The sequence below is a fragment of the Streptomyces sp. NBC_01261 genome (assembly GCF_036226385.1).
Classification (GTDB): domain Bacteria; phylum Actinomycetota; class Actinomycetes; order Streptomycetales; family Streptomycetaceae; genus Streptomyces.
In genome coordinates this window covers 2,091,517-2,116,536 of the sequence record NZ_CP108463.1, presented here as the reverse complement: position 1 = coordinate 2,116,536, position 25,020 = coordinate 2,091,517, and the positions used below count along the sequence as shown (strand labels likewise).

General features: G+C 71.2%; 20 protein-coding genes and 1 pseudogene. 14 read left to right on the top strand and 7 right to left on the bottom strand.

Features of this window, described 5'->3' with window-relative positions; all coding sequences use genetic code 11:
- Positions 1–37 precede the first annotated feature (37 nt).
- Positions 38–1,657 carry an ABC-F family ATP-binding cassette domain-containing protein gene (locus OG226_RS09290; RefSeq protein ID WP_329353350.1) on the bottom strand — a complete coding sequence of 540 codons (1,620 nt, stop codon included), beginning with the start codon at positions 1,655–1,657 and terminating at the stop codon, positions 38–40.
- A 337-nt stretch (positions 1,658–1,994) separates the two neighbouring features.
- Here OG226_RS09290 and OG226_RS09285 point away from each other — a divergent pair, with 337 nt between their 5' ends.
- Positions 1,995–2,852, top strand: coding sequence for an isocitrate lyase/PEP mutase family protein (locus OG226_RS09285; RefSeq protein ID WP_329348557.1), 858 nt, complete (start codon positions 1,995–1,997; stop codon positions 2,850–2,852).
- A gap of 1 nt (position 2,853) precedes the next feature.
- Here OG226_RS09285 and OG226_RS09280 read toward each other — a convergent pair whose 3' ends face one another.
- On the bottom strand, positions 2,854–3,270 hold the full coding sequence (locus OG226_RS09280) for an SsgA family sporulation/cell division regulator (protein WP_328676235.1): 417 nt from the start codon (positions 3,268–3,270) through the stop codon (positions 2,854–2,856).
- Between the two features lie 241 nt (positions 3,271–3,511).
- Here OG226_RS09280 and OG226_RS09275 point away from each other — a divergent pair, with 241 nt between their 5' ends.
- The 3 genes from OG226_RS09275 to mmpA all read left to right on the top strand — a co-directional run bounded on the left by OG226_RS09275 (position 3,512) and on the right by mmpA (position 5,600).
- Positions 3,512–4,606 carry a WD40/YVTN/BNR-like repeat-containing protein gene (locus tag OG226_RS09275; RefSeq protein WP_443044618.1) on the top strand — a complete coding sequence of 365 codons (1,095 nt, stop codon included), beginning with the start codon at positions 3,512–3,514 and terminating at the stop codon, positions 4,604–4,606.
- Positions 4,607–4,684: 78 nt separating this feature from the next.
- Entirely contained in the window at positions 4,685–5,374 is a 690-nt protein-coding gene (locus OG226_RS09270) for an endonuclease V (RefSeq protein WP_328676234.1), read from the top strand.
- An 88-nt stretch (positions 5,375–5,462) separates the two neighbouring features.
- Positions 5,463–5,600: a morphogenic membrane protein MmpA gene (gene mmpA, locus OG226_RS09265; protein ID WP_199810979.1), complete on the top strand. Its 138-nt coding sequence runs from the start codon at positions 5,463–5,465 to the stop codon at positions 5,598–5,600.
- Positions 5,601–6,183: 583 nt separating this feature from the next.
- Here mmpA and OG226_RS09255 read toward each other — a convergent pair.
- Positions 6,184–7,362: a saccharopine dehydrogenase family protein gene (locus tag OG226_RS09255; RefSeq protein WP_329348556.1), complete on the bottom strand. Its 1,179-nt coding sequence runs from the start codon at positions 7,360–7,362 to the stop codon at positions 6,184–6,186.
- Positions 7,363–7,453: 91 nt separating this feature from the next.
- On the opposite strand from OG226_RS09255, the gene OG226_RS09250 reads away from it, so the two are divergent.
- The 4 genes from OG226_RS09250 (at position 7,454) to OG226_RS09235 (ending at position 12,601) form a co-directional block, all read left to right on the top strand.
- Positions 7,454–7,849 carry an MmcQ/YjbR family DNA-binding protein gene (locus tag OG226_RS09250; RefSeq protein WP_329348555.1) on the top strand — a complete coding sequence of 132 codons (396 nt, stop codon included), beginning with the start codon at positions 7,454–7,456 and terminating at the stop codon, positions 7,847–7,849.
- Between the two features lie 110 nt (positions 7,850–7,959).
- Complete coding sequence (locus OG226_RS09245; RefSeq protein WP_329348554.1) at positions 7,960–9,129, top strand: CaiB/BaiF CoA transferase family protein; 1,170 nt, start codon at positions 7,960–7,962, stop codon at positions 9,127–9,129.
- 24 nt (positions 9,130–9,153) lie between these two features.
- Entirely contained in the window at positions 9,154–10,368 is a 1,215-nt protein-coding gene (locus OG226_RS09240) for an acetyl-CoA C-acetyltransferase (protein WP_329348553.1), read from the top strand.
- Between the two features lie 40 nt (positions 10,369–10,408).
- Entirely contained in the window at positions 10,409–12,601 is a 2,193-nt protein-coding gene (locus OG226_RS09235) for a 3-hydroxyacyl-CoA dehydrogenase NAD-binding domain-containing protein (protein WP_329348552.1), read from the top strand.
- Positions 12,602–12,620: 19 nt separating this feature from the next.
- Here OG226_RS09235 and OG226_RS09230 read toward each other — a convergent pair whose 3' ends face one another.
- Positions 12,621–13,352, bottom strand: a complete 732-nt coding sequence (locus OG226_RS09230; RefSeq protein ID WP_329348551.1) for a MerR family transcriptional regulator — start codon at positions 13,350–13,352, stop codon at positions 12,621–12,623.
- 80 nt (positions 13,353–13,432) lie between these two features.
- Here OG226_RS09230 and OG226_RS09225 point away from each other — a divergent pair, with 80 nt between their 5' ends.
- Entirely contained in the window at positions 13,433–13,912 is a 480-nt protein-coding gene (locus OG226_RS09225; protein WP_329348550.1) for a macro domain-containing protein, read from the top strand.
- A 138-nt stretch (positions 13,913–14,050) separates the two neighbouring features.
- Positions 14,051–14,983: an adenosine kinase gene (locus OG226_RS09220; protein WP_329348549.1), complete on the top strand. Its 933-nt coding sequence runs from the start codon at positions 14,051–14,053 to the stop codon at positions 14,981–14,983.
- 11 nt (positions 14,984–14,994) lie between these two features.
- On the opposite strand, the gene OG226_RS09215 is transcribed toward OG226_RS09220, so the two are convergent.
- Complete coding sequence (locus OG226_RS09215; RefSeq protein ID WP_329348548.1) at positions 14,995–15,741, bottom strand: TioE family transcriptional regulator; 747 nt, start codon at positions 15,739–15,741, stop codon at positions 14,995–14,997.
- Positions 15,742–15,799: 58 nt separating this feature from the next.
- On the opposite strand from OG226_RS09215, the gene OG226_RS09210 reads away from it, so the two are divergent.
- On the top strand, positions 15,800–17,023 hold the full coding sequence (locus tag OG226_RS09210; RefSeq protein WP_329348547.1) for an erythromycin esterase family protein: 1,224 nt from the start codon (positions 15,800–15,802) through the stop codon (positions 17,021–17,023).
- 93 nt (positions 17,024–17,116) lie between these two features.
- Here the strand turns inward: OG226_RS09210 and OG226_RS09205 are convergent, their stop codons facing one another.
- Entirely contained in the window at positions 17,117–18,604 is a 1,488-nt protein-coding gene (locus OG226_RS09205) for a M1 family metallopeptidase (protein ID WP_329348546.1), read from the bottom strand.
- A gap of 232 nt (positions 18,605–18,836) precedes the next feature.
- Here OG226_RS09205 and OG226_RS09200 point away from each other — a divergent pair, with 232 nt between their 5' ends.
- Positions 18,837–20,786, top strand: coding sequence for a Xaa-Pro dipeptidyl-peptidase (locus OG226_RS09200; RefSeq protein ID WP_329348545.1), 1,950 nt, complete (start codon positions 18,837–18,839; stop codon positions 20,784–20,786).
- 598 nt (positions 20,787–21,384) lie between these two features.
- Here OG226_RS09200 and OG226_RS09195 read toward each other — a convergent pair.
- A complete protein-coding gene (locus OG226_RS09195; RefSeq protein WP_328676220.1) occupies positions 21,385–22,350 on the bottom strand; it encodes an FAD-dependent oxidoreductase in 966 nt (321 codons plus the stop codon).
- Between the two features lie 104 nt (positions 22,351–22,454).
- Between OG226_RS09195 and OG226_RS09190 the strand changes: the two are divergent.
- Together OG226_RS09190 and OG226_RS09185 are read left to right on the top strand one after the other, a co-directional pair.
- Positions 22,455–23,357 (top strand): annotated as a pseudogene (locus tag OG226_RS09190) (oxidoreductase).
- Between the two features lie 13 nt (positions 23,358–23,370).
- Positions 23,371–25,014 carry an ABC-F family ATP-binding cassette domain-containing protein gene (locus tag OG226_RS09185; protein ID WP_328676219.1) on the top strand — a complete coding sequence of 548 codons (1,644 nt, stop codon included), beginning with the start codon at positions 23,371–23,373 and terminating at the stop codon, positions 25,012–25,014.
- Positions 25,015–25,020: the final 6 nt, after the last annotated feature.

Sequence of the window (25,020 nt, the reverse complement as noted above, 5' to 3'; positions counted from 1 at the left end):
TGAGGCTGTGGCCCTCCTGAGACGCGCGCGAAACACCTCAGGCCGGGTGTTCCACCTCCTCCGGCGTGATCGTCCGCAGCTCCCCGTCCAGCAGCAGCCAGCGCGTGATGCCGATCGATTCGAGGAACGGCACGTCGTGACTGGCCACGATCAACGCCCCCTCGTACGACTCCAGCGCCGTGGTGAGCTGCCGCACGCTCGCCATGTCGAGGTTGTTCGTCGGCTCGTCCAGCATCAGCAGCTGCGGGGCGGGCTCCGCGAGCATCAGCGCCGCCAGCGCCGCCCGGAAGCGTTCGCCGCCGGACAGGGTCGCCGCCTGCTGGTCGGCGCGGGCACCCCGGAACAGGAAGCGGGCCAGCCGCGCCCGGACCCGGTTGTTGGTGGCGCCCGGCGCGAACCGTGCCACGTTCTCCGCCACGGTCAGCTCACCGTCGAGCACATCGAGCCGCTGCGGCAGGAAGCGCAGCGGGACATGCGTCACCGCCTCGCCCGACACCGGCTCCAGCTCTCCGGCGACCGTGCGCAGCAGCGTCGTCTTGCCCGCGCCGTTGCGCCCGATCAGCGCGACGCGCTCCGGCCCGCGCAGATCGAGGCCGCCCGCCCACGCGCCGTACGCGAGTTCCAGGTCCATGAGGGTCAGGACCTGACGACCCGGCGGTACGGCCGTGTACGGCAGGTCGACGCGGATCTCGTCGTCGTCCCGTACGGCCTCCACCGCCTCGTCGAGCCGCTCCTTGGCCTCGGCGAGCCGCTCCTCGTGCAGGATGCGGTGCTTGCCCGCGGACTCCTGCGCGGACCGCCTGCGCGCGCCCATGACGATCTTCGGCTCGCGCTTCTGCTCGAACATCTTCTGTCCGTACTTCTTGCGGCGGGCCAACTTGACCTGGGCGTCGGACAGTTCGCGCTTCTGCTTGCGGAAGTCGGCCTCGGCGACGCGCACCATCCGTGTCGCGGCGTCCTGTTCGGTGCCGAGAGCCTCCTCGTAGGCGGAGTAGTTGCCGCCGTACCAGGTGATCTCGCCGGAGCGCAGATCGGCGATCTGGTCGACGAGGTCGAGGAGTTCACGGTCGTGGCTGACCACGATCATCACCCCGGGCCAGGACGCGACGGCCGAGTACAGCCGCCTGCGGGCGTACAGGTCGAGGTTGTTCGTCGGCTCGTCGAGGAGCAGGACGTCCGGCCGGCCGAGCAGCAGCGCGGCCAGCCGCAGGAGTACGGACTCGCCGCCCGAGACCTCGCCGATGGTGCGGTCCAAGTCGATGTGTCCCAGGCCGAGTTCGCCGAGTGTGGCGAGCGCGCGCTCCTCCACGTCCCAGTCGTCGCCGAGCGTCTCGAAGTGCTCCTCGGCCGCGTCACCGGCCTCGATGGCGTGCAGGGCGGCGCGTTGGGCGGCGATGCCGAGCGTCTCGTCGACGCGCAGGGCGGTGTCGAGCGTGACGTTCTGCGGGAGGTAGCCGACCTCGCCCGCGAGCCGCACGGTGCCGTCGGCCGGGGTGAGTTGACGGGCAATCAGTTTCAACAGGGTCGACTTCCCTGATCCGTTGACGCCGACGAGCCCGGTTCTGCCGGGTCCGAAGGCGGCGTCCAGGTCCTCGAAGACGGAGGTCCCGTCGGGCCACGCGAAGGAGAGGGACGTACAGGTGACGGAGGTATGCATGAGGGCCTCGCGGGTGCTTGACGCGGTCATGGGCAGACGCGTATCGAGACACCGCGAGGCGGGAGACTGATCCCGGGGCAGAGGGGAAAGGCCCTGTTCCGGAGGACGGCTCGGACGCCGAGGTCGTACACGACGGACACACCTCACGGGTGTGTGCGCGGTGTCTCAGAACCTCAGACGAGCAACGTCCTACTCCGATCGACGGCAACAGAAGCGAGGACAACGCTACGAACGGCCTCGGGGCGCTGTCAACGCATTAAACGGGAGCCCGCGACCCGCACGCCGATGTCGGATTCCTGCCAGCCGGGGCGCGCCCGCGACTGCTTGAGTGGGGCGCATGACGAACCAGAACACCCTCCGTGACCGGGCTCTGGCCTTCCGCGCGCTGCATGTGCCGGGACGTCCGCTGATCCTGCCGAACGCCTGGGACGCCGCGAGCGCCCGCATCGTCGAGGACACGGGCGCGCCCGCCGTGGCGACCACCAGCGCGGGTCTCGCCTGGGCCCTCGGTGTCCCGGACGGCGACCGGCTGGACCGGGAGCGGGCCCTGGAGGCGGTCGCCCGCATCATCGCGACCGTCGCCGTACCGGTGAGCGCCGACATCGAGAGCGGCTTCGCGAAGGACGCGGCGGGCGTCGCCGACACGGTCCGCGCGGTGCTCGCGGCGGGCGCGGTGGGGGTGAACATCGAGGACGCGCTCTACGGCGCTGAGATCGACGCGCTCCACGGCGGGGAGGGCGTCCTGCGGCCGGTCGCCGAGCAGGCCGAGCGGATCGCCGCCGCTCGGGAGGCTGCCGACGCGGAGGGCGTGCCACTGTTCGTCAACGCGCGCATCGACACGTATCTGCGGGGCGTCGGGGGAGTGGACGCGACCCTGGAGCGGGCCGCCGCGTTCCGGGCCGCGGGCGCCGACGGGATCTTCGTCCCCGGGGTCGTCGAGCCGGGAACGGTCAAGGAACTCGCCGACGGGATCGACGCGCCGCTCAATGTACTGGTCGGCCCCGGAGCACCGCCGGTCGCCGAACTGGCCGCGCTGGGCGTCGCCCGCGTGAGCGCCGGCTCCAGCGTCGCGCTGGCCGCGTACGCCGTGGTGCGCCGTGCCGCGCGGGAGCTGCTGGACACGGGTACCTACGGCGCGCAGACGGGAGGGCTCGGCTACGGCGAGCTCAACTCCCTGCTGGCCCGGGAGGACTAGCTCAGCAGGCGTCCCGCATCAGCTCGGCGAGGTCGTGGTCCAGGTCGAGCTGGAGGTGTTCGAGGCCGGCGGGCACCAGCTCGCCGGTGGCCTGGAGGAAGCGACGTATCTCGGACGAGTGGACGTGGACGACGGCGGTGCCCTCGGGGGCGTGGAATTCGAGGACGGTGCGGTCGAAGCCGTAGGGCCGCACCCGGACGTCGCCGTGGCCCTCGGTGCCGTGCAGACCGGCCGCGAGGAGTTCCCGGGCGAAGGTCCAGCAGACCTCGACGCCCTCCAGGGTGGCCGGGGCCGGGAAGGTCATCCGGACGGCGAACGGGTCCCGCCGGTCGTAGTGCAAGGTGGCGGGAATGCTCGGCATCCGCGGTGCGGCGGCGACGAGACGGGCCTCTACGGGCTGCTCGATGACGATGGACAACGCCTTGCTCCCTTGTGTGACGGCGGTGCGGACTGCGGTGACGACCGGACGGACTCCCGTACGTATTCCGGAGCGGACCCCCGAGTGGATGGGTCCGCACTGGAAGAGACGCCGGAACAGGCCCATCCGTGCACACGATTTTCGAGTGACCTCTGTCACCGCCGCCCAAATACACCCAAGGCGGGCGGGGGCATCTGGACGGTCCCCGGGGAGTGGGCTAGCTTCGCCCGCCATGAGGCGCATGGGGAAGACGCGACGGGTGGGACGTACGTACCGGAGCATGGCCGTGGCCATGGCGTGCGGGGCGGCGCTGGCCGCGCTGACCGCCGTACCGGCACAGGCGCGGGAGACGGCGCACCGGGCTCCGCACTGGGAGCTCAAGGACAGCGGGGCCGCCGATGTGCGGTTCCGGGGGCTGTCGGCCGTCAGCCGGAACACCGCGTGGGTGGCCGGGACCGCGGGCACGGTGCTGCGGACGACCGACGGCGGGGCGAGCTGGCGGAACGTCTCGCCGCCCGGCACGACCGACCTGCAGTTCCGGGACATCGAGGCCTTCGACGCACGGCGTGCGGTGGTCCTGGCGATCGGTGAGGGCGAAGCGTCCCGCGTCTACCGCACCGATGACGCCGGAGCGACCTGGACGGAGTCCTTCCGCAACACCGACGCGAACGCCTTCTACGACTGCATGACCTTCTTCGACAGCCGGCACGGCCTCGCGATGAGCGACCCGGTGGACGGCAAGTTCCGCATCCTGTCGACCGGCGACGGCGGCCGCTCCTGGAAGGTGCTGCCGAACACCGGGATGCCGGCCGCCCTCGACGGCGAGGCGGGCTTCGCGGCGAGCGGGCAGTGTCTGGTGAGTTCCGGGCCGCGTGACGTCTGGCTGGCCACCGGTGGGGGTGCACGCGCGCGTGTCCTGCACTCCGCGGACCGGGGCCTCACCTGGACGGCGGCCGACACACCGATCCCGGCCGGTGACCCCGCGCGCGGGGTGTTCGCCCTCGCCTTCAGGGACCGTACGCACGGCCTCGCGGTCGGCGGGAACTACACCGCGGACCAGCCGTCACCGCTGGCGGCGGCCGTCACCGGCGACGGCGGCCGCACCTGGCGCCCCGCCACGACCCCGCCGCCCGCCTACCGCTCCGGCGCGGCCTGGCTGCCCCGCAGCCGCGGCACCGCTCTCGCGGTCGGCCCCACGGGCACGGACGTCACGACCGATGCCGGCCGTACCTGGAAGACGGTGGACTCCGGCTCGTACGACACGGTCGACTGCGCGGCGGACCTGGGCTGCTGGGCGGCGGGGGAGAAGGGGCGCGTGGCACGGCTGGAGGACTGAGGAGGCCGGGGCGGGGGCCGTCGTCACGGCCCCGCCGTTTCTTCGCGCCACCGAGATCCCCGTACGCTCGGCACCACCATGACGACCGTACCCATTCCCGCGGGCTGGCCCGCGACCGAGGAGCAAGCCCGCGCCGTCCAGGACGAGTTGCGGGAGCGGGTGGTGACCGACGAACCGGGACCGCCGCCAAGGACCGGACACGTCACCGGAGTTGACGTCGCCTACGACGACGAGCGGGACGTGGTGGTGGCCGCGGCCGTCGTGCTGGACGCGGCGGACCTCACGGTGGTCGCCGAGGCCACGGCCGTCGGCCGGGTCTCCTTCCCGTACGTCCCGGGGCTGCTCGCCTTCCGCGAGATCCCCACGGTGCTGGCCGCGTTGGAGGCGCTGCCCTGCCCGCCGGGCCTGGTCGTGTGCGACGGCTACGGCCTCGCCCACCCCCGCCGCTTCGGCCTCGCGAGCCACCTCGGCGTCCTCACCGGCCTGCCCACGATCGGCGTCGCCAAGAACCCCTTCACCTTCACGTACGACGATCCGGGCATCCCGCGCGGCTCCTCGTCGCCGCTCCGCGCGGACGCCGAGGAGGTCGGCCGCGCGCTGCGCACCCGGGACGCGGTGAAGCCGGTGTTCGTCTCCGTGGGCCACCGGGTGACCCTGGACAACGCGTGTGCCCACACCCTCGCGTTGACCCCGGAGTTCCGCCTCCCGGAGACGACCCGCAGGGCGGACGCGCTGTGCCGGCGGGCGTTGCGGGAGGCGACCGCGTGAGCAGCTGGGGGCGGGCCGCGTTCTGAGTACCTGATCTGAGTACCTGTACGGATGTGGCCGCGCCCGCATGATCGGCAGGCTGTCCCGCATGACAACCCACCGTTCCCCGAAGCCCGTCGCGCATCCGAGCCAGCCCGTCGAGCGGGCCGTGATGGTCGCGCTCGTCCTGTCCGTGGCGGCGGGCCTCGCCTGGATCGGCGGGATGATCTACACGCTGTGGCCGTGAGGCGCGGGTCGTACCGGTGCGGGAAGCACGCGAGCCCCACCCCGCAAGTAGCGGTGTGGGGCTCGGAGTTGAGCGCCGGGCAGGCCTTGCACCTGCATTTCCCCGCAGGAAGCGGGGCGTCTTTCCTTGGACCACCGACGCGCGACCAGACCCCGGATTGCTCCGGCGACCGGCTCATGATCCATCGTATCCCATTCCGCGGATCACTTCGAACTCTCCGCTGGGCGCGGCCAGTTCAGGGCCCGACGCGCCGCGGCGGCATGCCACCGGTCGGGCGGCGACGGGCCGATGACCTCGGCTGTGGGCTGATCCGGATGCGGTCCGAGACGCCGTAGCGCGTCGGCGTGGACCTGGACGTCGAACCAGCCGTGCCAGTGGCCGTCGGGCCCGATGCCGCAGGCGAGACCTCAACGCAACTCCCGCTGGGCGAACGGCATCCAGTCGATGCCGCGCTCACGCAGTCAAGCGCGCGTCGCCGACCGCGGTGCGAGGCGACCCGGCAGGTTCTCGTAGGCCGCGACGGTGATCCACTCGGTGTTCGGCGTCTCCATGTCGTCCATCGTGACACGGAGGTCCGACACGCTCACCGGATCGCCGCCACCCGGAACGTGATGCCCGCGCCGCGGAGTCGTTCGATGAGGGCGTCGCCCATCGCCGCCGCCGTCGTCACCTGGCCCGCTGTGGGCGGGAGTTCGTCGAGGGCGAGGGAGAGGGCCGACTCGGCGAACATCTTCGCCGTCTCGTCGTAGCCGGGGTCGCCGCCCGCGACCTCGGTGAAGACCCGCCGGCCGCCGCCCTCGCCGACGAACTTCACGGAGAACCAGCTCTTCGCGCGCTTCTCCGGGCTCGGTCCGTCGCCGGGCTTGAGGCGGTCGGACAACCAGCGCCGGGCGGGCGGGAGTTGGGCGGCCGTGGCCAGTGCGCCGACCGCCGTGACTCCGCCGAGCGCCACGGGGAGGTGGCGCACGGCCGCGTAGTGGCGGTAGCGGAAGTCGGGGCCGTAGCGCTCCAGGGCCCTCGCGGATCGTTGAACGACCTGCGGGTCGATGGTCGGCAGCGGCACCGCCCAGGAGCCGACCTCCCCGGCGAACCGCGGTGCCCCCATGGGCGCGCCGGCCCGGCGGCCCACCATGCGCGGTTCGTGGCGGCGCCGCTCCCGGGCGGCGGCCAACACCTGCCTGCCGCGCCCGAGTTGGGTCAGCGCCGTGGCGAACGTGCCGCCGGAGAACATCGCGTCGGCGGTCACGAAGCCGTCCACCGTCAGGGGCACCCCCTCCGGCAGTTGCCGGACGGTGAAGTACGCCCCCAGGTCGTGCGGGATCGAGTCGAAGCCGGCGGAGTGCACCAGGCGGGCGCCGGTCTCACGCGCGCGTGCGTCGTGGCGGACGTATGTCAGGTCGACGAACTCCGGCTCGCCGCTGAGGTCGAGATAGTCCGTGCCGGTGTCTGCGCAGGCGGCGACGAGGTCCTCGCCGTAGGTGACGTAGGGACCGACCGTCGTGGCCACCACGCGCGCGTGCTCGGCGAGTTCGTGCAGGGAGGCCGGGTCGGAGACGTCGGCCCGGAGCATGCCGACCGACGTGCCGCCGGGGAGCCGTTCGCGCAGGCGCTTCAGTTTGAGTTCGTCGCGGCCGGCGATCGCCCAGCGCAGGCCCTCGGGTGCGTGCGCGGCGAGATACTCCGCGGTGAGCGCACCGACGAAGCCCGTGGCTCCGAAGAGCACGATGTCGTAGGGACGGTCCGTCCTGTTCAGCCTGCTCATGACACTCCTGGGTCCCGCAGCCCGCGCCGCTGTCGGTGGCTGAGGCTAGCGTGAAGAGTGCGGAGCCCGACGACGAGCCCGGAGGTATCAGGTGGCCGTGACCGACAACGCCCTGAGGAAGCGGGCGAAAGTACGCGAGTTCGCCCTCGGGCTGCCGGGTGCCGCAGAGGAGTTCCCCTGGGGCGAGAGTGTCGCGAAAGTCAACAAGAAGGTGTTTGTCTTCCTCGGTGTCGACGACGGCAGCTATCCGTTGGCCATGACGGTCAAGCTCACCGACGAGGCGGCCCACGCCCACGCGCTCACCGCACCCGGCGTCGAGCCCGCCGGTCACGGCCTCGGCAAGGCCGGCTGGGTGCGTGTCCCGCTCGCCGAGCAGGGCGCCCCGGCCGCCGAGCTGCTGTGCGACTGGGTCGAGGAGAGCTATCGCGCGATCGCCCCGAAGCGCCTCATGGCCGGGCTGGACGAGCAGGGCCGCAGCCGGCTGTGACTAACGGCGGGTAACTTGGCTAAGCGCTTGCTCGCCCAGGTCTTGTGCCGAGTGGAACGTGTTCTTACCATCACTGGTGTTACATCGGTTGTGTCACAGCTGGGGGCTGGATGACAGCGGCAACGACGCCCGGGCACGGCCCGCTCTCCGGCGTGAGCGTGGTCGAGCTGGCCGGGATCGGCCCAGGCCCCTTCGCCGCCATGCTCCTCGCCGACCTGGGCGCCGACGTCGTCCGCGTCGACCGGCCCGGCGGCCCGGTGCTCGGCGTCAACCCCGAGTACAACATCACCAACCGCAACAAGCGCTCGGTCCTCCTCGACCTGAAGGCGCCCGACGGCCCCGCGCGCGTGCTCGACCTGGTCGAACGCGCCGACATCCTCATCGAGGGCAACCGCCCGGGCGTCACCGAGCGCCTCGGCGTGGGCCCCGGACCCTGCCACGCCCGCAACCCAAGCCTCGTCTACGGCCGGATGACCGGCTGGGGCCAGGACGGCCCCCTGGCCGGGCGCGCAGGGCACGACATCGCGTACATCGCGCTCACCGGCACCCTCGGCATGATCGGGTCCCCCGGGGAGCCCCCGCCCGTCCCCGCCAACCTCCTCGGCGACTACGCGGGCGGCGCGCTCTACCTCGTCGTCGGCGTCCTCGCGGCCCTGCACCACGCGCGCGTCACCGGCACCGGCCAGGTCGTCGACGCGGCCATCGTCGACGGCACCGCCCACCTCTCCGCGATGATCCACGGCATGCTCGCCGCCGGCAGCTGGCAGGACCGGCGCGCCGCCAACCTCCTCGACGGCGGCTGCCCGTACTACGGCACCTACGAGACCGCCGACGGGAAGCACATGGCGGTGGGCGCCCTGGAGCCGCGGTTCTACGACGAGTTCGTGGATCTGCTCGGCCTCGCGGACTTCGCCGACGCCCGCCGGGACTGGACCCGTTGGGGCGAGCTACGCGAGGCGGTCGCGGCCCGATTCCGCAGCCGTACGCGGGACGAGTGGACCGCCGTCTTCGCGGGCACGGACGCGTGCGTGGCGCCCGTGCTGTCGCTGCGCGAGGCCCCGCACCATCCCCACCTCGCCGCGCGCGGCACCTTCACCGAGCACGGCGGGATCACCCAGCCCGCCCCCGCACCCCGGTTCTCCGCGACGCCCACCTCGGTGCGCGGCGGACCCGCCCTGCCCGGCGCGGCCACGTCCGACGTGGCCCGGGACTGGGAACTCCCCGGACTTCTCGACGCCGTTGACGCCCCTCCGCGAGGAAACCCCTCGGCGAGTCCCTGAACACCCTCAGTGAAAGGCTTGGCAGTGAGCACCGAAGCGTATGTCTACGACGCGATCCGCACCCCGCGCGGGCGCGGCAAGGCGAATGGATCCCTGCACGGCACGAAGCCCATCGACCTCGTCGTCGGGCTCATCCACGAACTCCGTGACCGTTTCCCGGACCTGGACCCGGCCGCGATCGACGACATCGTGCTCGGCGTCGTCGGCCCGGTCGGCGACCAGGGCTCCGACATCGCCCGGATCGCCGCCGTGGCCGCCGGACTGCCGGACACGGTGGCCGGAGTGCAGGAGAACCGCTTCTGTGCCTCGGGCCTCGAAGCCGTCAACATGGCCGCCGCCAAGGTGCGTTCGGGCTGGGAGGACCTCGTCCTCGCCGGTGGGGTCGAGTCGATGTCCCGGGTGCCGATGGCCTCGGACGGCGGCGCCTGGTTCAACGACCCGATGACGAACCTCGCCGTCGACTTCGTGCCCCAGGGCATCGGCGCCGACCTGATCGCCACGATCGAGGGATTCTCCCGGCGTGACGTGGACGAGTACGCGGCGCTCTCCCAGGAGCGGGCGGCCACCGCCTGGAAGGAGGGCCGCTTCGAGCGGTCCGTCGTCCCGGTCCGCGACCGCAGCGGCCTGGTCGTCCTCGACCACGACGAGCACCTGCGCCCCGGCACCACCGCCGACTCCCTCGCCCGGCTCAAGCCGTCCTTCGCGGACATCGGCGAACTCGGCGGCTTCGACGCGGTGGCCCTGCAGAAGTACCACTGGGTCGAGAAGATCGACCACGTCCACCACGCGGGCAACTCCTCCGGCATCGTCGACGGCGCCTCCCTCGTCGCCATCGGCTCCAAGGAGGTCGGCGAGCGCTACGGCCTCACCCCGCGCGCGCGGATCGTCTCCGCCGCCGTCTCCGGCTCCGAGCCGACCATCATGCTCACCGGCCCCGCGCCCGCCACCCGCAAGGCACTCGCCCGGGCCGGGCTGACCATCGACGACATCGACCTCGTCGAGATCAACGAGGCCTTCGCCGCCGTGGTCCTGCGCTTCGTACGGGACATGGGCCTGTCCCTGGACAAGGTCAACGTCAACGGCGGCGCCATCGCGCTGGGCCACCCGCTCGGCGCGACCGGCGCGATCATCCTCGGCACGCTCGTCGACGAACTGGAGCGCCAGGACAAGCGCTACGGCCTCGCCACGCTGTGCGTCGGCGGCGGCATGGGCATCGCCACGATCGTCGAACGCGTCTGAACACCCCAGCGGCAGCAGAGACTTCTACGGAGAACCCCTCATGACCGAGAGCACCACCATCCGCTGGGAACAGGACGACACCGGGATCGTCACCCTCGTCCTCGACGACCCCGACCAGTCCGCGAACACCATGAACGCGGCCTTCCGCGACTCCCTCACCGTGATCGCCGACCGCCTGGAGGCCGAGCGGGACTCCATCCGCGGCGTCATCGTCACCTCCGCCAAGAAGACCTTCTTCGCGGGCGGTGACCTGCGCGACCTCATCCGCGTCACCCCGGACACCGCCCAGGAGTTCTTCGAGGGCGGCCTCGCCATCAAGCGGAACCTGCGCCGCATCGAGACCCTCGGCAAGCCGGTCGTCGCCGCGATCAACGGCGCGGCCCTGGGCGGCGGTTACGAGATCGCCCTCGCCTGCCACCACCGGGTCGCCCTCGACGCGCCCGGCTCGAAGATCGGCTGCCCGGAGGTCACCCTCGGCCTGCTCCCCGGCGGTGGCGGAGTCGTCCGTACGGTACGGCTGCTCGGCATCGCCGACGCCCTGCTGAAGGTGCTCCTCCAGGGCACCCAGTACAGCCCGCGGCGCGCCCAGGAGAACGGCCTCGTCCACGAAGTGGCCACCACCCCGGACGAGTTGATCGCCAAGGCCCGCGCGTTCATCGACGCCAACCCGCAGTCGCAGCAGCCCTGGGACAAGCCCGGCTACCGCATCCCGGGCGGCACCCCGGCGAACCCCAAGTTCGCGGCCAACCTGCCGGCCTTTCCGGCGACTCTGCGCAAGCAGACCAACGGGGCGCCCTACCCGGCCCCGCGCAACATCCTCGCCGCGGCCGTCGAGGGCGCCCAGGTCGACTTCGAGACCGCCCAGGTCATCGAGACCCGCTACTTCGTCGAGCTGGCGGTCGGCCAGACCTCGAAGAACATGATCCAGGCGTTCTTCTTCGACCTCCAGGCCGTCAACTCCGGCGCCAACCGCCCCCAGGGCATCCCGTCCCGCCCGGTCCGCAAGGTCGCCGTCCTGGGCGCCGGGATGATGGGCGCCGGCATCGCCTACTCCTGCGCCCGCGCGGGCATCGACGTCGTCCTGAAGGACGTGACTCCGGAGGCGGCGGCCAAGGGCAAGGCCTACTCCGAGAAGCTCTGCGCCAAGGCGGTCTCCCGCGGCCGTACGACACAGGAGCAGGCGGACGCGCTGCTCGCCCGCATCACCCCCACCGCCGACCCGCAGCACCTCTCGGGCTGCGACGCGGTGATCGAGGCCGTCTTCGAGGACACCTCGCTCAAGCACAAGGTGTTCCAGGAGATCCAGCACATCGTCGAGCCCGACGCGCTGCTCTGCTCCAACACCTCCACCCTCCCCATCACCGCCCTCGCCGAAGGCGTGGAGCGCCAGGGCGACTTCATCGGGCTGCACTTCTTCTCGCCGGTCGACAAGATGCCCCTCGTCGAGATCATCAAGGGCGAGCGCACCGGCGACGAGGCCCTCGCGCGCGCCTTCGACCTGGTCCGGCAGATCAAGAAGACCCCGATCGTCGTCAACGACTCGCGCGGCTTCTTCACCTCACGGGTGATCGGCCAGTTCATCAACGAGGGCGTCGCGATGGTCGGCGAGGGCATCGAGCCCGCGTCCATCGAGCAGGCCGCCGCGCAGGCCGGCTACCCGGCCAAGGTCCTCTCCCTGATGGACGAGTTGACGCTCACGCTCCCGCGCAAGATCCGCAACGAGTCCAAGCGGGCCGTCGAGGAGGCGGGCGGCACCTGGCCCGGCCACCCCGCCGAGGCCGTCATCGACCGCATGGTCGACGAGTTCGGCCGCACCGGCCGCAGCGGCGGCGCGGGCTTCTACGACTACGACGAGAACGGCAAGCGCGCGGGTCTGTGGCCGGGCCTGCGCGAGCACTTCACGCGCAAGGCCGGTGAGAGCCCCTCCGAGTCCGTGCCTTTCGAAGACATGCGGGAACGCATGCTGTTCTCCGAGGCGCTCGACACGGTCAAGCTCCTGGAGGAGGGCGTGCTGACGTCCGTCGCCGACGCCAACATCGGGTCCGTCTTCGGGATCGGCTTCCCCGGCTGGACGGGCGGCGTCCTGCAGTACATCAACGGCTACGAGGGCGGCCTGCCCGGGTTCGTGGCACGCGCGCGTGCACTCGCCGAGCGCTACGGGGAGCGGTTCACGCCGCCCGCGCTGCTCGTGGAGAAGGCGGAGAAGGGGGAACGCTTCAGCGACGCGCGCTGAGGCACGTGCCGCGAGTGGCTCAACCGTCCCGGTCTTTTGGTGACTCCTTGAGCCACTCGCGGAGTTCCTCGCGCAGCGACCGCTGAAAGGTCGTCAGGAGGGCCTGCACGACCAGGGGTTGCATGTGCGCGGACAGCGACTTCACGTCCTGCGCGGCACGTTGGGAGACCTCCCCGCGGAACACCTGCGACAACTCGTGGGCCGCCGCGCGGGAGTGCTCGATCAGTACGTTCCGGGACGCGAGGATCGCCTCCTGCGACACCGGTACGTCGAGCAGTCGTACGCCGAGCCGCAGCAGCCCGGAGTCGACGCGGTACGCGGCCCCGTCGAGCCCGACCACGCCCATCGCGACGAGCCGCTCCACGTCCTCCTCGCTCAGCGCCCGGCCCGCCCGCCGGTCCAACTCCCGCCGGTCCAGGGTCTCCACCGTGTCCGGCGCCCACGAGGCCACCACCGCGCGGTGGATCGCGAGGTCGTGCGCGCTGAGGTCCGGCGGCAGTTGGCCCAGGTAGCGCTCGATCGCGGCCAGCGTCATGCCCTGGTGCTGCAACTCCTCGATCAACGCGAGCCGCGACAGATGCTCCGGCCCGTAGTGCCCGACCCGCCGCGCCCCGATCACCGGCGGCGGGAGCAGCCCCTTGGTGCTGTAGAACCGCACCGTGCGGACCGTGGTACCGGCCCGCGCGGCCAGTTCGTCGATCGTGAGCGTCGGCTCCTCGGTATCGGCATCGGTCTCGGCGTCGGTCGTCATACGCAGCAGTATCGCTGTCTCACCGACACTGTGAAACCGCACAGGGCCCGTTGTCAGTGGTGCCGCCTACGGTGGGTGTCATGGGGGAGATCAACTATGTCCGAGGTGACGCGACCGTTCCGTCGGTCAAGGGCGTCACGGTGATCGCGCATGTCTGCAACGACATCGGGGGCTGGGGAAAGGGCTTCGTCCTGGCGCTGTCACGCCGCTGGCCGGAGCCGGAGAAGGCGTACCGGTCCTGGCACCGGGATCGCGCGGCCAACGACTTCGGCCTGGGTGCCGTCCAACTCGTCCAGGTCGAGCGCCATGTGTGGGTGGCCAACATGATCGGCCAGCGCGGCATACGCACGGGCAGCAAGGGCGTGCCCGTGCGCTACGAGGCGATCGACACGGCGCTGGGCCTGCTGGCCGACCACGCGGCGGAGCTGGGCGCGTCCGTGCACATGCCCCGCATAGGGTGCGGCCTCGCGGGCGGAAAGTGGTCGCGGGTCGAACCGCTGATCACCGAGCGGATGGTGCGCCGGGGGATCGCGGTGACGGTCTACGACCACGGGGACTGAACCGCCGGACCCAATCCGCCGCACACTGACCGCTCCCAACTCGCCGCACCCTGAAAGGAGTTGCGGAATCTTGCGCAAGTCCTTGCGATGATCGCCGCCGCCTGTTTGACTCGCTGCCCGCATCCGACAGGGAGAGCCATGAGCCGTGACATCGACGTCCTCGTCCTCGGCGGCGCCGGAGTCGACACCATCGTCCACGTCCCCGAACTGCCGCTCCCGTACGCCGACAGCTACATGATCGACCCCGGCATCCGCACCCGCGCCGGCCAGACCGGCGACTTCGTGGCCCTCGGCCTCGGCGCGCTGGGCCTGCGCACCCACCACCTCGACATGCTCGGCGCCGACCCCGAGGGCGACCTGGTCCGCGCCCTGCACCGCGACCACGCCATCCCGCTCACCGAAGTCCCGCAGCCCGCCGGCACCAAGCGCGCGGTCAACCTCGTGGGCCCCGACGGCCGGCGCCTCTCCCTCTACGACGCGACCCGCGCCCACCCCGACGACCGCCTCCCGGAAGCCACGGTCCGCGCCCTCGCCACGACGAGCCGCCACACCCACGTCTCCATCACCCAGCCCTGCGCCCACGCCCTGCCGCTGCTGCGCGAGTCCGGCACGACGATCTCGACGGACCTGCACAACTGGGACGGCGAGAACCCGTACCAGGCGGAGTTCGCCCACGCCGCCGACATCGTCTTCCTCTCCACCACCGCCCTGACCGGCGACCCCGAGCGCACCATGCGCGCCATCGCCGAGCGCGGCCGTGCCGAACTGGTCGTCGCGACGGCGGGCGCGGAGGGCGCGTATCTGCTGGCCGACGACGAGGTGACCCACATCCCGACCACCACACCCCGGAGACCGGTCGTCGACTCCAACGGCGCGGGAGACGCCTTCGCCTCCGCCTTCCTCTTCGGCCGGCTGAACGGGGAGTCCCCGCAGCGGTGTGCCCGGTACGGCGCGATCGCCGGGGCGTACGCGTGCGCGGTGCCGTCGACGGAGATCGACGCGATCGGGCGGGATGAACTCCTGCTCCAGGTCGCGGAGTTGGAGGCTTCGGCAGTCCGTACGCCGCACTAGACCGCGGTCGACTAGGCGGTGGCACAGACGCTCGGGCCGTCTCCGGGCGCCGGTGGAGAGCCGAGGTAGGCGTCCAGCGCGGCGGCGCCGGTGAGCAGGGCGCGCCCGCGGGCCGAGAGGCGGGCATGCCAGTCGCGCAGCGTCGATTCGAGCGGCGCGACGCCTCCGGCGGAACGGACCTGGGCGATCAACGGGGCGATCTGTTCCAGCAGATGGCCGCCCCGCCTGAGCTGGTGGACCAGAAGGGCGTCACGTACGTCGACCGGGCCGTAGACCCGGTAGCCCGTCCGCGGGTCGCGGCGCGGCTGGACCAGGCCGGCGCGCTCCCATGTGCGCAGGGTCGCCGGACGGATGCCGAGCCTTCTCGCCAGCGGACCGACGAACGTGTCGCCGCGTTCCTCCGGTACCGGCCGGAGGTCGCGAAGCGCGGCTTCGACGGCCTGGAGGGTGCGGCGGTCGTCGAGAAGCTGCGCATGACTGTCGTCGATGAGCCGGAGCGCGTCCTCGATGGCCTCGCGGTTGACCGCCTGCATGATCGCTGCCGCCGTCCGGTGGCCGTGTCCGGGCACGAGCGCGAGAAACGCGTGCAGGGCCCGAGCGTGCCGCTGCGTGTAGGTGCGGTAGCCGTGCGCGGAGCGTTCGGCGGCCGGAAGGATCCCGGCGGCTTCGTAGTTGCGGACCGCCTGCGTCGACAGACCGTGCCCGCGGGCCAGGTCGACCGGCCTGAGACGACCACTGCTTTGAGGGTTTCGCTTCACTGTCCTGCCACTGTCGACCAAAAGTCTCAACCGATCCTTCAACGATAGCGTTGAAGGTATGACTCCCCGCATCACAGGTGCCGTCCACGCCGTCGACCCCGCCGCCGTCATGAGGTTGCTCCCGACCAGGCCACGGCTGCTCGCCCTGGGTGAGCCCACCCACGGCGAGGACGTGCTGCTCGACGTACGGAACGAGCTCTTCCGCCACTTCGTCGAGCACGAGGGCTACCGGACGATCGCCCTCGAAAGCGACTGTCTGATGGGCCTGGTCGTGGACGACCACGTCACCTCGGGCGCAGGCACCCTCGACGAGGTCATGGAGCGCGGCTTCAGCCACGAGTGGGGCGCCTTCGCGGCCAACCGCGAACTGGTGCGCTGGATGCGCGCGTTCAACGACGGCCGGCCCGCGTCCGAGCGGGTGCGGTTCGCCGGGTTCGACGGCCCGCTGGAGATCACCGGCGCCGCGAGCCCCCGGCAGGCCCTCACCGCACTCCACACCTACCTCACCGCCAGGGTCGACGCGGCTCTCCTTCCCTGCACCGCGGAAACCCTCGACGGACTGCTCGGCGCAGACGACCGATGGACCGACACCGCCGCGATGACGGACCCGGTCAAGTCCGTGGGACGGACTCCCGACGCCAGGCAACTCCGCCTGCTCGCCGATGACTTGACGGCCCTGCTCGACGCGCGGACGCCACAACTGGTCGCCACGTCCACACCGGACGAGTGGCAGCGGGCGCGCCTGTACGGACGCACTGCGGTCGGGCTGCTGTGCTACCACTCCTCGATGGCCGACCCGTCACCGAGCCGCATGGCACGACTGGTCGCCCTGCGGGACTCGATGATGGCCGCCAACCTGCTCGCCGTCGCCGAACGGAGCCCGACGCTGGTGAACGCCCACAACGGCCACCTCCAGCGGAACCGCAGCACGATGCGGATGGGCGGCCGGCCGCTGGAGTGGTGGAGCGCCGGGGCGATCGTCGCCGCCCGCATGGGACAGGAGTACGCCTTCCTGGCCACCGCCCTCGGCACGATCCGCCACCAGGGCGTGGACGCCCCGCCACCCGACACCGTCGAGGGGCTGCTGTACGCGCTCCCGCAGGAGCGTTGCCTCGTCGACCCCCGCCGACTGGCCGGCGCGCTCGTGGACACGAGGCTTGTCCCTCGCGTGTCCCCTTGGTACGGCTACGCCCCGCTGGACCCCGCGCACTTGGCCGGCACCGACGGGATCGTGTTCGTCAAGGACACGGCTTCTGACACATCCGGGAGAGCGCACCTCTAGGGGCGCGGGGCTGTGTCGATATGCGGCTTCGCCGCGTGGGCGCGACCAGCCACAACAGACCAGCAGCCCCCCGCCACCGAACCCGTCACACGCTCAGTGCACGTCGTTCGTAGCCGCGATCTTCTTCCAGGACCTCGGCTGCACCGGAGCCACACCCACCCTCGCGATCGACGCACTGCGCGCAGCCGGAGCCGCAGGCTTGGTCGGCTGGAACAACCATGTGTCGAACAGCGCGCCGAGCGGCTTCCCGGACACCTGCTCGGCGTAGGCCCGGAAGTCCGCGACGGACGCGTTCCCGTAAGCGTGCTCCTTCGGCCACCCCTTCAGGATCGCGAAGAACGCATCGTCGCCAACCTCGTTGCGCAGCGCCTGAATGGCCAGCGCACCGCGGTCGTAGACCGGCAGCTCGAACTGGTCCTCCGGACCGGGGTCACCCGGCGCGATCGTCCAGAACGCGTCGTCCGCCGGGTGCGAGGCGTAGACGTAGTCGGCGAGCTGCTGCGTGGTCCCCTCGCCTTCGTGCTCGGACCACAGCCACTGCGCGTAGCGCGCGAAGCCTTCGTTGATCCAGATGTCCTTCCAGCCCTTCAGTGACACGTCGTCGCCGTACCACTGGTGGGCCAACTCGTGTACGACGACAGAGGTGTTGGCGCCGTTCGCGAACTGCTTCTGGCTGTAGTAGACGCGGCTCTGGGTCTCCAGCGCGTACCCGGTGGTCGTGTTGGGGACGTACCCGCCGGCATTGCTGAAGGGGTACGGACCGAAGTAGCCGCTCAGCCAGTCCACGATCTCGCCGGTGCGCTCGACGCTCGCCCGCGCGGACCCGTCGTTGTCGCCGAGGTCCTTGCTGTAGGCGTTGACGACGGGGACGCCGCCGTCCGAGGTGCTGGTCGTGATGTCGAACCTGCCGAGGGCGAGCGTGGCGAGATAGGTGGCCTGCGGCTTGTTCTGGCGCCAGTTGTAGCGGGTCCAGCCGAATTGTGAACTCGTCGACTGGAGCGTGCCGTTGGAGATGGCCTGGGTGCCGTTCGGCACCGCGACCGACACATCGTAGGTCGCCTTGTCGCTCGGGTGGTCGTTGCTCGGGAACCACCACCACGCGGACTCGGGCTCGTCCGCCGCGACCGCGCCGTCCGGTGTGCGGTGCCAGGTGTTGAAGCCGTACGCGCTCTTCGTGGACGGCACCCCGCTGTAGCGGACCACGACCGTGATCGGCGTGCCCTTCGGCAGCGGGGTCCTCGGGGTGATCTCCAGCTCGTGCTGGCCGGAGGTCGCGAACGTGGCCGCCGCGCCGTTGACCCGGATCTCGCTCACGTCCAGCAGGAAGTCGAGGTCGAAGCGGGACAGATCCTGGGTGGTCTTCGCGAGGATCGTCGCCGTGCCCGCCAACTCGTCGGTGGCGGGCTGGTATTGAAGCCTGAGGTCGTAGTGCGAGACGTCGTATCCGCCGTTGCCGTAGGCCGGGTAGTAGGGGTCGCCGATGCCCGGAGCGCCGGGGGAGTAGCTTGCCGCCGACGCCGGGATCGCCAGCATGAGCGAGGCCGCCGCGAGTGCGCCCGGCGCGATGATTCTGCGGTGCACGAGAACTCCAAGTCGTAGGGCTCCACGAGGAGTCGAAGAGCCGTGGGGGTCCACGAAGGTCGAAGAGTCGTAGGGGTCGGTCCACGAAGTCTGTCCAAAGGCTATTCACTCCCTGTGGCCCCGCGCCTGTCCACGGCACCTCCTGTCACACGATCGCCATTCGGCCGACATGACCCCGAACGACCCCGAGTGCCTCTTCCAGCACGGGAGTTGGCCGATGTACCGTCCGCGCATGCCGAAACGCACGCGCTTCACGATCTGGAGATCGCTCGCGACCGCGGCGATCGCCGCCCTCCTGGCCGCCTTCCTCACCCCGACAGCGGCCCAGAGCGCCCCACAGGAGAGCCAACCCGTCTACTCCTACGCGAAAGCCATCCGCGAGGCCGTCTGGGTGGACACCGGACTCGACGGCGACGGCGACGGAAAGACCGACCGGGTCGCCGTCGATATCGTCCGGCCGAGCGAACCCGCCCGCCAGGGCCGCAAAATCCCCGTCATCATGGACGCCAGCCCCTACTACTCCTGCTGCGGCCGCGGCAACGAGAGCCAGCTGAAGACGTACGACGCGAGCGGCAACGTTGTCCAGATGCCGCTCTTCTACGACAACTACTTCGTGCCCCGCGGCTACGCCTTCGTCGGCGTCGACCTCGCGGGCACCAACCGCTCCGACGGCTGCGTCGACGTCGGCGGCCGTTCCGACATCCAGTCCGCGAAGGCCGTCGTCGACTGGCTCAACGGACGCGCCAAGGCGTACACGACGCGCACCGGAACCGTTCGCTCGCAGGCGAGTTGGACCAACGGCAACACCGGGATGATCGGCAAGAGCTGGGACGGCACCATCGCCAACGGCGTCGCCGCCACCGGCGTGAAGGGCCTGAAGACGATCGTCCCGATCAGCTCCATCTCCTCCTGGTACGACTACTACTTCGCCCAGGGCGCCCCGCTCTACGACTCCGGCCCCGACTGGCTGTCCGACGCCGTCGAGAGCCCCGACGCGCAGGCCAACTGCGCGGCCGTACAGAAGAAACTCGTCGACGGCGCCCCGCGCACCGGCGACTGGACCCCGCTGTGGACCGAGCGCGACTACGTGAAGGACGCGAGCAAGGTCAAGGCCAGCGTGTTCCTCGTGCACGGCATGCAGGACCTCAACGTCCGCACCAAGAACTTCGGTCAGTGGTGGGACGCCCTCGCGAAGAACGGCGTCGAGCGCAAGATCTGGCTCTCCCAGACCGGCCACGTCGACCCCTTCGACTACCGTCGCGCGGACTTCGTGGACACCCTGCACCGCTGGTTCGACCACGAACTCCTCGGCTACGACAACGGAATCGACCGCCGGCCGATGGCCGACGTCGAACGCCACCCCGACCAGTGGGTCACGTCGTCGACCTGGCCGCCGCGCGGCACCGCGAGGACCACCCTCCACCCGGCGCGGGGCACACAGGCGGGCGTCGGCACCCTCGGCCTCGGCACCGGCGCGGGCACCGAGACGTTCACCGACAACCCGCAGGAGAGCGAGACCGATTGGGCGGCGGCGATCGACAAGCCGACCGCGGACAAGGCCGGTTTCGTCACCGGGCCGCTCACGAAGGACCTGCGTCTTTCGGGTTCCTCGAAGGTGACGATCACCGCGACGCCCACCACATCAACGGCCCATCTGTCGGCCGTACTTGTCGACATCGGCCCCGACACCATCCGCGACTACGCCGACTCCGCCGAGGGCATCACCACGCTCACGAACCGCACCTGCTGGGGCGAGAGCACGGTCGGCGACAGCGCCTGCTTCCTGGCAACCCAGGCCAAGACCAAGGCAGTTGACTACACCGTCTTCAGCCGCGGCTGGGCCGACCTCGGCCACTACGCCTCCGCCACGAAGGGCGTACCGCTCACCCCGGGCAAGGCCTACACCATCACCCTCGACCTGGCGGCGACCGACCACGTCGTCCCGGCCGGACACCGCCTCGCCCTGATCGTCGCGGGCACGGACAAGGACCTCATCGACCCCCCGTCCACCACCCCGACCCTCACCCTGAACCTGCCCCGCACCGCGGCCCAACTCCCCCTCGTCGGCGGCCCGTCGGCGTTCGCGAAGGCCACGGCCGGCAGCAAGTCCGCCACCTCGGACGCCGAGCCCCTCGACGGGGTACGCGCACCGCGTTCCGCGCAGCGGGTACCGGGCAACTGACCGCGGCTTGACGGCTTGACGGCTTGACGGCTTGACGGCTTGACGGCTTGACGGGGGCGGCGGAGCGAGTGGGCTCCGCCGCCCCCGTGTGGTTGGTGGGGTGAGGCGGTTGAACGCCCCGCCCCGCCCCGCCCCGTCGCGTGGGCGGGGCGAGGAGGTCGAGATCCCCAGGTTGCCCAGGCAGGGAAAGGCGGCCGAACTCCCCAGCCCGCCCCGTTTCGCAGACCGGTCAGGGCGACCGAACTCTGCGGCCCGCTCGCTGGCGCAGGCCGGGTGGGGCGTTTGGAATCCTTTGGTGGCCCCGGTCGCGCAGGTCGGAGAGGCGGCGGAACTCTTCAGCCCGCCCCGTCGCGCAGCCTGGCAAGGCGGCCGAGTTCCTCAGGCAGCCCCGTAGCGCAGGCTCGGTGAGGTGACCGAACTCCGTGGCCCATGCTCTCGCGCAGGCTCGGTGAGGTGACCGAACTCCGTGGCCCATGCTCTCGCCCAGGCTCGGTGAGGTGACCGAACTCCGTGGCCCATGCCCTCGCGCAGGCTCGGTGAGGTGACCGAACTCCGTGGCCCATGCCCTCGCGCAAGCCAGGTGACGCGGCCGAACTCCTCAGGCCGTTCCCGATCCCGCTCCCGCCAACTCCGCCGCCTCCCGCGCACACCCCCACGCCACCGTGATCCCCGCCCCACCGTGGCCGTAGTTGTGCACCAACACCCGTCCGTCCCGCAGTACTTCGCGTTCCAGCCGCACCGAGGGCCGCGTGGGCCTCAACCCGACTCGGTGTTCCAGCACGCGTGCCTCCGCGATCTCCGGGCGGATCGCCGCGCAGCGGGCGATGATCGCCTCGGCGACCGCGGGGTCGGGGGTCATCGACCAGGCGTCCTCCTCGGCTGTGCCGCCCAGGATCAGGCCGCCCGGCTGCGGGAAGAAGTACGTGGAGGTGTCCGCGGAGTGGTCGACGGACGTCAGCCAGGTCGTGATCCCCGGGTTCTCCACGACGACCAACTGCCCGCGCACCGGCCGTACCGAGGGATCCGGCACGAGGTCCAGGGAGTCCAGTCCCGTGCAGTTGACAACGACGGCCGCCGGCACCTCCGTGAGGTCCACCACAGACTGCTCCTCGACGGTCCCGCCCAGCTCAAGGAACCGCTCACGCAGCCACGGCAGATGGGCCGGCATGTCGATCAGCGGCAACCGCGCCCACAGCCCGCCGCCCGCATACTCCTCGGCCAGCGCCGGCCGCAGCCCCGGCACCCGGGCCGCCCAGGACCCCAGTTCGTCCAGCCGGGTCTCACCCTGTACGCCCTCGACCATGCGTACGCCGGTCTCCTCGGGTCGCGTCGCCAACTCCTCGTACACGACGAGCGATTGGAGCGCCCACTCCCCGACGAGCGCCTCCGGCTCGATCCGGTACGGCCACCACAGCGCGCCCGCGACCGCCGAGGTCGTCAGCTCGACAGGCTCCCGCGTCCACACCCGCACCCGGGCACCGCTCTCCGCCAGCACGACGGCCGTCGTCAACCCGATGACGCCCCCGCCGACCACGATCACATCGCCACTCATCGCGCTCTCCATGCGCGGACGGTAGCGGAATATGCCATGCACCGCTCAGGTCCCCGCGTGCTGGGGATACTCACAACACGTCTGCCGAATACGCCGCCTTCGGCCTCGCACCGGCGATGCGCGCCGGTGAAGTCCTCGCCGACGGCGGCTACCAGGTGCACCGCGACATCGTCGACTTCATCGTCGACGGCCGCCCGCTCCTGTTCCAGCTCACCGATCTGGAAGCCGTCTCCCCGCTCGCCTCCGACGTCCCGCCCGCGATCTTCACCGCCCAGGTCCGCGGCCTCCTCCTGGAGTCGGAACCACCCCTGAAAGGCGGCGCTACGTCATCTACGGCTGCCCCAAGTGCGAGGACCTGGCCTGTGGCGCCGTCACCGCCGTCATCCAGCAGGACGGCGCCGACTTCATCTGGCGCGACGTCGCCTGGCAGACCGACGAACACGCCGACCTGGAGCGCAACGGCTACCACGGCACAGGACCGTTCCGCTTCGCCGGAGCCGAGTACCGCGCGGCCCTCGACACCCTCATCGACGGCACCGAACCCCCGGTCGCCAAACCCCGGGTCCTCCTGATCCGCGCCCGTGTCGCCGTACAGCCCGCGATCGAACGCGCCGGGGTCGACGGGGCGTACGTCGACGGCCTCGTCCCCATCGTCCCGCTCCTCGTCGCCCAGATCGAACACGTCCTGGACCGCGGCCCCGCCGCCCCGCCGACCAGCACCGGCTGACCCACCTGGTGGCCGCCGACGGCGAGGCGGGCGTCGAGGTCACCTCACCGTGCCGGGTGCGCGTTTCGGCGTACCGTCTCGACCGCCTGTACCGCGGCCGCACGCGGGACGTCTTCGACGGAGCCCTGGAACCCGGCCGCCACGCACCGCCCTGGACGCGAAGGCGGTGAAGGGCGGGTCCTTCGTCGTTGCCCGGACGATCGGGAGCGTGCTGGTGGAGGCGATGGCGCGGTGCAAGCCGCGGCGCGGGCGGGGAAAATCCGCGGCGCGGGCGGCGAAGGGGACAGATTAGGATCGGTGGTCTGATGACTGCCACTCTCGTCGCCAAGAATCTCGCCGCCGGACACGGCGACCGCGCCCTCTTCACCGGGCTCGACCTCGTCGTCGCCCCCGGCGATGTGATCGGCCTTGTCGGTGCCAACGGCGCGGGCAAGTCCACCCTCCTCAGGATGCTCGCCGGCCTGCTCACCCCCGAGGAGGGCGAACTGCGCCTCTCTCCGCCGGCGGCGACCGTGGGCCACCTCCCGCAGGAGCCGGAACGGCGCCCGGGCGAGAGCGTGCGCGCGTTCCTCGCGCGCCGCACGGGAGTCGCCGAGGCCCAGCGGACCATGGACGAGGCCACGCAGGCACTCGTCGACGGCGCACCCGGCGCCGACGACGCGTACTCGACGAGCCTGGAGCGCTGGCTCGACCTCGGCGGCGCGGACCTCGACGAGCGGGCCGAGGAGATCGCCGACACACTCGGCCTCTCCATCGACCTCGACCAGCCGATGACATCCCTGTCCGGCGGCCAGGCGGCACGCGCGGGCCTGGCCTCCCTGCTCCTCTCCCGCTACGACGTCTTCCTCCTCGACGAGCCCACCAACGACCTGGACCTCGACGGCCTGGAGCGCCTCGAACGCTTCGTCTCCGGCCTGCGCGCGGGCACGGTCGTCGTGTCGCACGACCGCGAGTTCCTCACCCGCACGGTCACCAAGGTCCTCGAACTCGACCTGGCCCAGAACCAGATCAACCTCTACGGCGGTGGCTACGAGGCGTACTTGGAGGAGCGGGACGTGGCGCGCCGGCACGCCCGCGACGACTTCGAGGAGTATGCCGACAAGCGCTCCGCGCTACAGGACCGTGCGCAGATGCAGCGCGGCTGGATGGACAAGGGCGTCAAGAACGCCCGCCGCAAGGCGAACAACGACAACGACAAGATCGGCCGCAAGTTCCGCAGCGAGGCGAGCGAGAAGCAGGCGGCGAAGGCGCGGCAGACGCAGCGGATGATCGAACGCCTCGATGTAGTCGACGAGCCCCGCAAGGAGTGGGACCTGCGGATGGAGATCGCGTCCGCGCCGCGCTCGGGTGCGGTCGTCGCCACGCTGCGGGACGCGGAGGTACGGCGGGGCGACTTCAGCTTCGGGCCGGTGTCCCTGCAGATCGACTGGGCGGACCGGGTTGCCGTGACCGGTGCGAACGGAGCGGGCAAGTCGACGCTTCTAGGTGCGCTGCTCGGCCGCATTCCCCTGGACGCGGGGCACGCGGCGCTCGGTTCGGGTGTTCTGGTGGGGGAGGTCGACCAGGCTCGGCAGTTGTTCCACGGTACGGAGTCTCTGCTCGACGCGTTCTGTGCGGCTGTGCCGGACACCGAGCCTGCCGAAGTCCGTACGCTGCTGGCCAAGTTCGGGCTCAAGGCGCATCACGTGATGCGGCCGGCGGGGACCCTGTCACCGGGTGAGCGGACCCGTTCCGCGCTCGCGCTTCTCCAGGGCCGGGGCGTGAACCTCCTGGTCCTGGACGAACCGACCAACCACCTCGATCTGCCCGCCATCGAGCAACTGGAGTCGGCACTCGATGCGTACGAGGGCACGCTGCTGTTGGTGACCCATGACCGCCGGATGCTGGACGCGGTTCAGGTGACCCGGCGGTTGGAGGTGGCGGACGGGAAGCTGACTGAGCAGCGGTGAACAACG